Here is a 13,482-nt window from a genome sequence, read left to right as displayed (position 1 = left end):
TTAAAGCACCTGTCTTACAAACAGGTGCTTTTTTATTCTGCCACAGCTTTAAAATGAATTCATGTTCCGTATGAATTATAGTTGAAGGTAATTTTCTTATTTTGCTTGAAAATCATTCTTTAAGATGGCCAAAAAGAACAGTCAGTGGGTACAGGTAGGTAAACGAAACGTTGAATTGTCTAACCTCGACAAAGTTCTTTTTCCTGAAGACCATGTTTTAAAGGCTGAGGTAATCGAATACTACCTGAAGATAGCACCTACTATCCTCAATCACATCAAAGGTAGGGCACTGTCATTTATCCGTTTTCCTGATGGTATACATGGGGAGAGCTTCTACCAGAAAAACAAACCTGACTTTGCTCCGAATTGGGTGGAGTTTGAGACGTTGGGCAAGGAAGAGAAGGACTACATCGTGGCAACAGAACCTGCGCTCCTCGTGTGGCTTGCCAATCTTGCTTCCCTCGAATTTCATCAGCTCCATAGCCGAAAACCTGCTTTTGATAAACCTGATTATATGGTTTTCGATCTTGATCCTCCGGAAGGATATGATTTCAAAAAACTTAAACCGATCGCCTTCGATCTCAAAGAACATATTGAGCAGTTTGGCTATACACCGTTTGTAAAAACCACAGGAGGTAAGGGACTGCATATTTGCTGCCCCCTCGAACCACAGCAAGGTTTCTCTGAAGTGTTTGATGCGGCACAAGCCATAGCGCAGCCTTTTGTTGAAAGCCTTGGAGAGCAAACTACATTACACATTAAAAAAGAGGCACGCAAAGGAAGGGTGTTGGTCGATATTTATCGGATCCGTTCTGGTCAGACCATCGTATCGCCCTACAGTTTGCGCGGACGGGTAGGAGCACCGGTATCAATGCCATTGACCTGGGAGGAACTTGAAGACCTGGACAACCCCAAGGTATTTAATATACAAAACGCTGTTGATAAAGTATTAAAAGATGGAGATGCGTGGGAGAGCATCGGAGCCTATGCCGTTGAACTTCACACCCACAGGAAAGAGAAGACAAGTAAGGCCAAGAAGTTAGGACCATCGAAGAAGCATAAAACACCCGAACAACTAGAGACGTATTCAAAGAAACGCGACTTCGAAAAAACACCTGAGCCTGTAGCAAACATCATCACGGGAAGTAATAACAACTTTGTTGTTCACCGCCATCATGCGTCACACCTTCATTACGATCTTCGTTTAGAGAAAGATGGCGTACTAAAATCATGGGCAGTACCCCGGGGGTTACCTCCAAGGCCGGGTGTAAAACGCCTCGCTGTGCAAACAGAAGATCACCCGATGGAATACCTTACGTTCAATGGCAGTATTCCGAAAGGACAGTACGGAGGGGGCGAGATGTGGATCTATGCATTGGGTAAATACCAGGTTACCAAAGAAAAGAAAGATGGCTTCTACTTTCGCCTCAACAGCAAGGAGATGACAGGCGAGTATCGCATGCATAAAACGAAAGAGAAGGAATATTTGCTCGAACGTGTTGATGAACCCCAGCTTGATTACATCAACAAGTTTATAGAACCCATGCTTACTGAATCAAGTGACGAGCCTCCAAAAGGAGATGACTTTATCTATGAGATCAAGTGGGATGGAATCCGTGCATTGATTGCTTATGAAGAGGGCAAGCTTACCATTCATACACGCAATCAGAACGATGTTACCAAACAGTTTCCTGAATTACTGGATGGCGAGAAAGCCTTCAGGGCTACCAACGCTGTCTTTGATGCCGAGATCGTTCACCTCGACGCTACAGGCAAACCTGTATTTAAAAAAGTAATCAACCGCTTAATGACAAGCGGAGATGCTGCTATTCAAAAGATTTCAAAGACCACACCGTGTTACTGTTACATCTTCGATTGTTTATACCTTGATGGGCGGTCATTACTCAATGAGCCATTGATGAAACGCAAGGATTGGCTAAGAGATGCTGTTAGGGGAGATACGGCGTATAGAGTAAGTGAGTTTGTTGATGATGGAGAAGCCTTGCTGAATGCGGCACGCGAACACGGCCTCGAAGGTATCATCGCTAAAAGGAAAGACAGCAAATACCTGCCGGGCAAGCGTACAGATTGTTGGTATAAGATCAAGCTGCGTCAATCTGCGGAAGTTGTCATTATTGGCTATACTAAAGGCAAAGGAGACCGCTCAGTAACCTTTGGTGCGCTGCACATAGCCGAAAGGGTAGGAGACGAGCTTCATTACCGTGGCAAGGTAGGAACTGGCTTTGATGATAGTACAATGAAGGATATTTTCACCACCATCAAAAAAGTTAACACCACCAAACGTCCTGATGTAATAGGAACATTGCTTGATCCTAAAGTAAGTGTATGGCTCGAGCCAAAGATCATCGCAGAAGTAAGTTATGCCAAACTCACGCCTGATAAGATGTTCAGAGAGCCAGTGTTCATGAAGCTGAGGCCGGATATTAGTGAGGTAGGGTAGCACGTTCATAACTACAGCAGTCAGCCCTTGATTAATATTTTAAGAATGTATAAGCACTAGGCAGCCCGTTTGCCTAGTGAAAAATAATTTTACCTTTTTCGTCTTTCCTGAGCACATGTTTTTTAGTTGAGCTTTCTGAAAAGTAGCGGTTATCCTGCGGTTATCTACGGGTTATCCTGGGGATATCCTGCGGTTATCCTAGGGACGTGGGGAGGTTAAGCCAATTGCAGTTTGAGTTAGCGTAGTGGAGAATTGGTTAAATTGATAAATGAATTAATAGAGTAGGCAATAGCAAAATGGCAATAGGCAATATGTAGCACAGTCTTGAGCAGTATTAACATTTAACAGGTAACATAATGGTGCAGGCAAATGAGGTAATTTGACAATTGACAATAACTAAGTTGACAATGTGCAAACCAACGAGACAGAGCTCAGAACATTAAAACCACGAACACCGAACCTTTTCCTGATTTTCTCTTCCTCCCTCCCATATTCTTAGTACAGAACTTCCCGAATTGAGAAATGATAATCTAATCTGCTGTAATTAGCTGTTGTCCGCTTTGTATAGCAGATACACAGCAGTTTAACAGCAGACATGTAGTGGCGAAGGTTGAGGGGAAAGAGCGGAGATTGGAGCCGAGATGATTGAATATTATATAATCAATGTGCCGAGGTTGTAAAATAGGAAAAGCCGAATGGATATAAGGACTCCACTAAATATCATACATGTTTCTCTTCTCTAGTTCAATAATGCAATGTGACAAAAAACCGAACGCCTAAAATTGGTTGTTGTCTTGTTTGCCGGTTAAAAAGATTTAATTTTGTAACATAAACCTTCTCAGCATTTAGTGTAAAAACGGGAAGGGTTTGAACATCCTAACCTTATACCCCTATGCTGCAGAGGAAGAAACTTCCCCTCTTAATCAAGAGCCATTCATCTCTTGCTTTTGTACAAATTGTAGTTCATTTGATTGCATTATGTCATTTCACGCAAGTTAACGCACAACAAGAGTATCTAAATGTAATACCGCCATCACCATCGGCTGCAAGTATTCATCAGTATAGTAGTAATGTGAGCTTATATACTGGCCAACTCGATTTGAAAATACCAATATACACCATTCAATCAGGTGATCTCACTTTCCCAATCGATCTAAGTTATAAGGGCTCCCAAGGAATAAGAGTGCAAGAGGTAGCGTCATGGGTAGGGCTGGGATGGAATTTAAATGCTAATTCAGCTGTATCTCGAACTATACGGGGCCTTGCTGATGACCATCAATGGGGTTGGCTTAATCAGCCGAATATGATAATACCTGACCATCCTCTAAATACAGTCGATCGATTCTCAGATTGGCATCTTTTCGAGGAGATGAGGGAGCAAAGAGTAGATGGCGAACCTGACATTTATTACTATAATGCGCCAGGTATTTCTGGCCAGTTCTACATCTTAAAAAGTGGTGAAATTTTTCAGGTACCAATGACAGGCCGTCGAATAACTTTTGAAAAAAACTTAACGCAGCAGAAAATAAGGGAGGAAATAAAAAGCTTCACAGTTACAGATGAGAAGGGTGTTAGTTATACTTTTTCCGCTGTTGAAGAAACAAAAGCATATATTATAGCTCCGGGCGCAGTAGTTCCACCTGATCCGTTTAGTTATCACCCTACCTCCTGGTATTTGACTTCTATAAAAAGCCTTAATGAAGATGATGTCATTAACTTTTTTTATGAGTCAACTTTAATAGAAAATATTTCGCAACGCGGCGCTGTTAAAATTATTGACTGGCCGGCAAGAGGTTATTACCAAAGTATCTACAAGGGAAAGAGATTAACAAGGATAGAATCGAATGGCACCGAGGTCATTTTTAACACTGGGAAGGAAAGATGTGACTACCTACGCGATAAATACCTTGACAACATAGAAGTAAGGATTAATGGGCTATCTCACAAAAAGTTTCAGTTTTACTATAGTTATAACAATGGCGAATCTGGCACGGACGTAATCTGCAATCCTACCTATCAGTATGCCCGTAGACTGATGTTAGATTCCTTAGTGGAAATTGGCCAAAGTGGTACAGCGTCAATTCCTCCATATATTTTTACCTACAATTCCCTGAATCTGCCTGACAGGGTCAATTCTTATTCAATTGATCATTGGGGATTCTATAACGGTAAGCACAATACCACACTGGAAGCAGCATATTTTGTTAAACTCCTTGAATTTTTTGGTGAAGACGATGGTTATCGTTTTTTTGGTAGTGCAAATAGAAATGCGGATATAGATTATGCAAAAGCTTCTGTTCTAACTGAAATACAATATCCAACCGGAGGTACATCCACGTTTGATTATGAACTTCACAATGTAAATAACGCTGAAATTTCATTAACAGGAGAAATAAAGCATGATTATATTCTCCAGGATCGGGAGGCACTAACTAATATTAACTTTCCTGAAAAGCCTTCAAACGATGTTAAGATAATATATAATGGAAACATCCTTACAGAAACATGCAATGTATGGGTTCATTATGAAAATGTAGAAACAGGTGCAACAGGAACGCTGTCTCTTTATGATCCGTACCAGCAAGCTAATAAGACTACGCATACTATTTTTATACCCAACGGTACGTATAGGTGGCATTTGACACTGTGGCAACCTACAGCAGGATGTCTTGGAGATTCTGAGAGTATTATGGTGACTGTGCAATGGAGCAATTCAATGTCAGAAAATTTCAGGATTGCTGGAGGCCTACGTATTAAATCAAGTACGGATAGCGATGGTAAAGGGAAATCGATAGTTAAAAGTTACAACTATAAATTTGCCGATGGGGTAACAAGTTCAGGCCATTTGTGCACTGTTCCAATGTATGGATATGCATTTATTAGCAGGCTTCCTGGTGGAGTTGTAAATGATATATCAAAAAAACCGATTTGGAGTAGACGTGTCAGTACGCTAATACCGCTCGCAAGTACCTTTGGTAGTTATGTTGGTTATAGCAGGGTTGAAGTAATCACGAATGCTGAAGAACCTCTAGGAAAATCTGTCTATTATTATATTGATCCTAAGCAAGTTCCCGATGTTGCTTTTGATGTTGTTAACGGAGGAATCAGATATGAAAAGGGTTACAATAACTGGTTAGGGGAAACTTATCCCTTTGTTGGATCTGGAGTCTTAAATTCCAATGATTGGATAAGGGGGAAAATAAGAGCGGAAGTTTACTATGCTTATGTAAATGGTACTCTAACAAAAATTAAAGACGTTAAGTACTTATATAAGATCAATTTTTTTGATGAGGGTTTTCCGACTACGCGGAATTTTGTGACACCAGATAACCATGATCCCTACTTTGACGAGACTGAAATTGTTACTACGAATAATGGACTAAAAAAATTTACATCTGTAAAAAAAGCTGATAATAACTTCGAATTTTCTTATGATACATTTACCGGTCGTATTGATCTCACTGATAAAATAGAAAGAAGTTATCTAGAAAGCGCAGAGAAGTTTGTTCAGCATCATACCGCATACACTTATGACAATGACAAACCTGTTCTTACAAAAGAAGAGGTCAATAAAGGTGATGTTCAGTCAAGAGTAAATGAATACAACTACGTTTTTCAAAAAAGTACATTATCTGATCTTTCGATCAATGAGCAACAAGCACTTAATAGCCTGATTAATAAAAACGCCTTATATCTACCAGTTGAAACCAAGGTGTTTGAAAATGAAACACTAATATCGAGGACAAAGAATTCATATGAGATAGTTAATGATAAGCCAAGATTAAAGAGTAAATTCTCAGCGTACTCTCTAGAAAGTCCATTACTCAATGAGCTTGAAGTGCTGGAGTATAATAATACAGGTCAACCAACTCTTATCCGAGAAAAGAGTGGCATAACAGTTCGCTATATCTATGATTCGTTTAAGAATCTAATTACTGCTATTAAGCAACCTCAAGATGGGTTTTATATTAATTCTTTTGAGCATGATGGTTCCGGTACCACTGAAGAAAATCCGTACACGGGGACAAAAGTTAAAAGCCTTTCGGCAGGTTTTATTATACCGGTATCCGACCTCATAAGCGGCAGTTCATATGTACTTTCATACTATTGGCGTTCAGGTCCAACGGATTTGTGGCAATTGCAAGTAGAGTCAATAATAAACTTTCAAGGTCAATCAATAGTAACAAGTAAAACTGCGGGACAAATTGATGAATTGCGGCTATGTGGCACCCTCACTTCACCAATTAGCTACTACTACGATGAGTACAATCGCTTAACGGCGGTTTGTGATCAAAATAGCAAAGTAATTCGGTATCGATATGATGAGCTGGGTCGTTTGCAGGGTATCCAGGATGAGCAGCGAAACGAACTCAAGAGATATGACTACGGATACTACAAAAAGTAATAAGACACTCCTAATTATAACTTCATGAGATTTGTTCTAACGATCGCTTTTATTGGGCTGTTCTTCAATAGTTATAGCCAATGTGCTGATATATATCCGCCAACAAATCCTGGCCCTTCTAGAATAGGCCCAGGATCTGTAACTTTTAATGTTTCTCTTAATGGTACAGGAGGGAATACGGTAAGATGGTATACAGCAAGCTCAGGCGGCACTTTTTTCCGAACAGGGACTACTTATACTGTAACTTTAAGTACAACGACGACATATTATATTACAGCTTATAATTCTACTACAAAATGCGAGAGCTTGAGGGCTCCAATTACAGCAACTATTACCACTTCTCCTCCAGTAATATCAAAACCTGCTGATCAAATGCTTACAGGTTGTGGGCCTGGAAAATATACAGTAGTTACTGCTCCCGGTACAGGAGGTAATCAAGTAAAATGGTATAATACCTTAACCGGAGGCACCCCATTTCATGTAGGTAATTCGTATACATTCACGGTTAACGCCGGAACTACGCAATATTATATTGCCTCATCTGACGGTACTTACGAAAGCGTAAGGGCAGTAATTCTTTTTGATATCTCTCCCCAGTTAAATCCAGGTAATATTGTGGGCAATCAGACAATCTGCGCAAATACTTCAGTAGGAACTATTAATAACTCACAATCAGCTTCGGGGGGCGTAGGTATATATAGCTACCAATGGCAAACTTCAACTGATGGCAGCAATTGGTCAAACATTAGCGGCGCTACGGGAGAAAGTTATACGCTAGGGGCGTTATCTGTTACACACTATTTTAGAAGAAGTGTTACGTCAACAGGTTGTGGCAGTTCAGTATTTAGCAATACCATTGCAATAATAGTTCACTCATCTTTATATGGTGGAATTGTTTTTGGGGATCAGATGGTGTGTTCGGGAGGCAGTGTAACTATCGAAGCTGATGATCCTGTTGAAGGAGGTGATGGCAATTATTCTTACCAGTGGGAGAGATCAGTAAATGGGGTATTCGAGTCAATTAGTGGTGCTACTGGTTTATCTTATACCACAACGAATATTACCCAAGATACTCAATTTAGAAGGAGAGTAACTTCAGGAACATGTGTAAGTTATTCAAACACGCATGCCATTTCCATTCTTCTACCATTGAATCCGGGAAGTATTTCAGGAACACAGACAATATGTTACAATACAATACCTGCATCACTAAGCAGTATACAAGATGCAGGTGGAGGAATAGTCTCCTACGAATGGCAAGTTAAAAGTATAGATTCCAATACCTGGAATTTAATAAGTGGGACTGGGGCTGGCCTTGTACCTGATAAATTAAGAGTTACTTCTGATTTTAGGCGCGTTGCTGTTTCTCAGTGTGGCCAAAGAACCTATACTGACCCGATAACTATTACAGTCCGGCCGGATGTTAATCCAGGAAGTGTTAGCGGATTAACTGCTGTCTGTACAGGTAGTAACGTCTATCTATCTTCAAGCCAGCCGACAGGAGGAGATAATGTATATTCTTATCAATGGCAAAGATCAGAAGATGGAAATTATTGGAATGATATCCCTGAGGCCACCACTCCTGACTTTAGTCCTGTCGTTAGCTCAAGCATGTATTTTAAGAGAATCGTTTATAGCTGCATGACAACAAAAGGGGGTAATGCGCACTATATTCATGTCGATCAGATACCCACGCCAGGCCAGATGTCTGATGGAGGGGAATTTTTTGGATCAGCCAGCGGAGTAATCTCGCTAACAAATTATGTAGGAACTGTAAGTAAATGGATAAAGAAGACAAGTAGTAATAATTTCACGGACATTACTACAACTGATCCTTCGTTACCCTTTAGTAATGTCTCTGAAACTACTGACTTCTGGGCTGTTATCAGTGGCGGAACATGCGGCACAATCAATTCATCTTTAAGTAAGGTTACAGTCTATCCGTTGCCTGAAATTGTTGTTAACGGAACGGCGACGCTTTCTCCCGGAGGTCAATTGAGACTTTTATCTAATAATTCTTACTACGCGTATCAATGGTTCAAGGATAACACGGCTATCGGGACAAACAATTCTTCTTTTACTATTGATAAGCCCGGTAATTATTCATTAGAAGTGCGTGGTAGTGCAACAAGTCCTACTGCAAGGTCTTCAGTAAAAAGAATTAAAAGTTTTGAAGAGCCTGAAGGACTTAATTACATACGTGAAACAAATTTTACCCGCGCAGGAATTGCCACTTCTTCCAATCTTTATGATTTAAATGTAGATGATTATAACCTAATAACAGAGTACTATGATGGAATTGGTAAATCTTTGCAAACTGTAGCGCTCGGAGCTTCGCCAGCGCACTTTGATATAGTGACCATGAGTGGCTATGATAAATACTGGCGGAAGACCATCTCTTATTTACCATATGCTAGAAGCGAAAGAAATGGAAGATATGTTGAATCTGGAATAGCAAAACAGGCATCCTTTTACACTTCTGCTTCTGATGTAGCACATGATAATAACCCTTTTTCTATCACTGTACTTGAGCAAAGTCCCCTCGGCCGTTTATATAAGCAAGGTGCACCGGGAGAGGTATGGCAACCCAATGAAAATGATCAAATCGGTTTAAATGACCAAACGATAAAGTACAAATACACTGTAAATGAAAATTCTGACCAAATATTGGTATGGCGATATAATTCTACCACACATCTCCCTGAAAATGGTACTACGACAAGAGAACTTTATCCAGCAAATTTCTTATTTGTTTTAAGAACCTTTGATGAGCATAATAATGAAGTTATAGAATACAAAAACAAATTTGACCAGGTTGTATTGAAGAAGGTATATGTTTCGAGCGAGCAATATGCGTCAACTTATTATGTCTATACAAAGAGAGGGCAATTGGCGATAGTTATACCTCCTGAAGCTGTAGCAAAACTTGACGATGAGTATTTTACTATCGGTGCAGATAAGGAGAGCTTTTTGAGGCGCTGGTCATTTCGATATAAGTACGATGATCGAATGCGAATGATTGAAAAACAAATCCCGGGCGCAGATCCCGTATACCTCATCTACGACAACCGAGATCGCCTCGTGCTCACACAAGACGGCAACCAGAGAACTGGTAAGAACGAATGGACTTTTACAAAATACGACGCCCTCAACAGACCAATCCTCACTGGTATTGTTGATATGGGAAACAAGACCGTAGAAAACCTTAGAGATGAAGTTAAAGATCCAGGTACATACGTTGAGACAAGGGGATCTGCTGTGCATGGCTATACCAATAATGCTTATCCTAACGTTGCTGACGAAAGCAAGTACCTTACGGTAACGTATTACGATGACTATGATTTCCTTTCTTCCTGGACAGGTTATAACTACACAGACGAAAACCTCTCAGCTACACCCCATGGTGTTTTGTATGAGCAGCCCGACAATCATTTTCCATTTGTTAAAGGACAGGTTACCGGTGGCAAAACAAAAGTACTGGATGGATTAAATACCTGGCTTAAGTCAGTAAACTACTACGATGATAAGTACAGGCTTGCCCAAACAATTGCTGACAATCACCTTGGTGGCACAGACAAGTTAACAAACCTCTACGACTTTGTAGGGAAAGTGTTAAAAACCAGAACACGCCATAATTCTCAGCTTGTTGACAGAAGGTTTGAGTATGATCATGCCGGGCGGTTATTGGAGACCTGGCATTCTATCAATGGAGCTGATGATATTCTTTTGGCAAAGAATGAGTACAACGAGCTAGGCCAACTGGTGACAAAAAAACTACACGGCACTTTACCTTCAGGTGCATTTAAGCAGTCCGTTGACTACCGCTACAACATCCGTGGCTGGTTAGAGAAAATCAACGATGTGGCAGCACCGGAGCCTGACGACTTTTTCAGCATGGAGTTGAAGTATAATAATCCTTCACCTCATGGCGGAACCGCACAATACAATGGCAACATCAGTGAGATTGTATGGAAGGGAGCAGGAGTGGATGAGCAGTCGTATGGGTTTTACTACGACCCGATGAACAGGCTCACCGATGCAAACTACTTCAACGCAACCACGCCTGGGACAAACGGAAGATTCAATGAAAAGATTGGAACTCCAAACGGCAATAGTCCGCGATATGACCTAAACGGAAATATTCTAAGTCTTACCCGCAATGGCAAGAAAGACGGTTCACCTTTGCCTTATGGACCGATGGATCAGCTTACCTACACTTATACAGGAAACCAGGTAACACGGATAGATGATGCGATCGAAAAGAATCTTTCAGAACAGGGCTTTAAAGAAGAGGTAAAAGCTGATAATGAATATACGTACGATGCTAATGGTAATATGACAAAGGATGCAAACAAAGGCATCACCTCCATTACCTATAACCATCTCAACCTTCCTGTAAAGGTCAGCAAGAGCGAAACCGAGTACATTGAATACACCTACGATGCTACCGGAAGAAAGCTAAGACAACAGGTCTTTGGCACTACGCCTAGAACCACGGACTACCAGGGAGAATTTGTATATGAGAATAACGAACTCCAGTTTATAAACCACGAGGAGGGTAGAGTAGTGATGACAGGATCAACGCCGGAGTACCAGTACCACCTGAAAGATCACCTGGGCAACGTACGCCTTACCTTCACCAGCAAAGAGGAGGTAGAGGAAAGCATAGCGACGATGGAAGATGCGAATGCTGAGGAGGAAGAAACTAATTACCTGTATTACAATGAGGCCATTAAGGTAAACCATCCGTTGTTCGACAGGACTGATGATCACACACCTGGAGGGGCCACCCATAATGCCACACGCTTGACCGGAGGCAATACCAATGCCGTATACGGACTGGCCCGCTCGTTAAGCGTAATGCCCGGGGATAAGATCAACATGGAAGTTTGGGCAAAGTATCTTCAACTTGATCCGAACAAAGCTAATTGGAATGCTTCGGTTAAGGACTTCTTAACCCAATACGCGGAAGGAAGTTCAGCAGGTGTGATTGATGGGGGAGCAGCAGGAAGCATTGGTAATACCGTATTCCCTTATGCGGGACTGCTTGCAAGGCCTCAAATAAATGAACAAGCACCGAAGGCTTTTATCACCTGGCTTGTATTTGACCGCGATTATAATCCCCTGATAGAAGAGAGCGGCTACATGCAGATAGGCATTGAAGCGAAGGAAACAGGGAGTAACATCCCACACCAGCGCCTATACAGAACGGCACCGCTAGAGATAAAACAAGCAGGATTTGTATATATTTACCTCAGCAACGAGAACGAAACTCCCGTTGAGGTGTTCTTTGATGACTTTAAGGTGGTGCATATTAAGTCGCCTGTTATACAAACACAGGATTACTATCCGTTCGGTCTCGCCTTTAACTCGTACTCCAGAGAGAACTCCACACCGAATCAATACAAGTTTAATGGCATCGAGGAGCAAGATGAATTGGGCTTGGGTATCTATGCGGCTGAATTTAGAAACTACGACCCAGCCATTGGACGATGGTGGAGTATTGACCCTAAACCCGATGAGAGAATGAGCCCATACGCAGCGATGAGCAACAACCCTATTCTTTATAGTGACCCTCTAGGTGATACAATCAGGGTAAATGGTTCTGATGAATTTAAGCAACAGTACCAGAAGGATAGAGCTGAGATTGAAAAAACTGACGCAGGAAAAGAATTATTCAAATTCTTAGATGAACATACGAACGATGTTAATGTATCAGAAGCCTATAGCGTCATTGGAGCAATTATGAATTTATTCAGTGAAGGTTCGGGAGATGAAGACCACGTGTTATCCTCTAACACTGAGGAGAAACCAGGAGGGCCTAATGGAACATTAAATGCCGATGTGGAGTATTCACAAATCAACGGGGTTCAAGTGGATGACCAAAAATCTCAATCGCATACTACTTTAGTCCATGAACTTTCTCATGCAAAAGATATTATAGATGGAACCTATGTGAATGATGCTAGGCAAATGCCTGTTGGAGAAGCAAAAAGGAAATCTGAAGAAAGAGCTATGAACAGGACTAATCAGGTTTCTTTTGAATTAGGACAGCCACAGCGGCTTATTTACGGAGGTGGTAGCCGATCGCCAATTACTGTCCAGCCTGTAACGAAGAAAGAGAAACTTAGGAATTGAGATGAAGACGTACAAAATTTTTTATATAGCTGCTTTATTGTATTGCATTTACCGGGCAATTGAGCAAATGGCTGTAATCTATGATTACCCTTCTCTGCTAGGCTTAAGTAAAGACGTTTTTGGATATCCTATTTCATTAGGTTGGGCATACTTGATTTTGGTCTATTGGTTGGTTTGGATAGCAGGAATTACAGCCGTACTGATGAAAAAGCCAATCGGGTGGATTTTATTGATGCCTGTATCGGCAATGGGATTTGTTTTTGCTGGCGTTAGCGTCATAAAAGAAAGCGGTAGTGACCTAATTTTTTATTTGCTTCATTTGGCAGCTATTGTCGGCTTTATGGTTTTAATCAATCAAAAGAGAACTTTTGAGATACTTCGAATCAGTTCTAAAAGAACATACTATGCGATAGCTACGATTATTTTCTTGCTATTTAGTTGTTTGTTTTTATTGACAGATAAGTATGCGTAGTACGTA

The 13,482-nt window shown here is 41.0% G+C and carries 4 protein-coding genes; all 4 read left to right on the top strand.

The genetic code is table 11. The annotated features are described in order from the left end of the window. Positions 1-124 precede the first annotated feature (124 nt). A complete protein-coding gene (gene ligD / locus KK060_RS10530; RefSeq protein WP_254153687.1) occupies positions 125-2,461 on the top strand; it encodes a non-homologous end-joining DNA ligase in 2,337 nt (778 codons plus the stop codon). Positions 2,462-3,353: 892 nt separating this feature from the next. Then, complete coding sequence (locus tag KK060_RS10525; protein ID WP_254153686.1) at positions 3,354-6,866, top strand: RHS repeat protein; 3,513 nt, start codon at positions 3,354-3,356, stop codon at positions 6,864-6,866. 24 nt (positions 6,867-6,890) lie between these two features. After that, positions 6,891-13,004: a DUF8696 domain-containing protein gene (locus tag KK060_RS10520; protein ID WP_254153685.1), complete on the top strand. Its 6,114-nt coding sequence runs from the start codon at positions 6,891-6,893 to the stop codon at positions 13,002-13,004. 1 nt (position 13,005) lies between these two features. Then, the gene (locus KK060_RS10515) at positions 13,006-13,476 is read left to right on the top strand and encodes a hypothetical protein (protein ID WP_254153684.1); all 471 of its coding nucleotides are present in this window, start codon (positions 13,006-13,008) and stop codon (positions 13,474-13,476) included. Positions 13,477-13,482 lie beyond the last annotated feature (6 nt).

It is taken from the genome of Chryseosolibacter indicum, from assembly GCF_018598585.1.
Classification (GTDB): Bacteria; Bacteroidota; Bacteroidia; order Cytophagales; family Cyclobacteriaceae; genus Chryseosolibacter; species Chryseosolibacter indicus.
The sequence above is the reverse complement of the archived record's forward strand: the minus strand, read 5'-3'. Positions and strand labels throughout refer to the sequence as shown.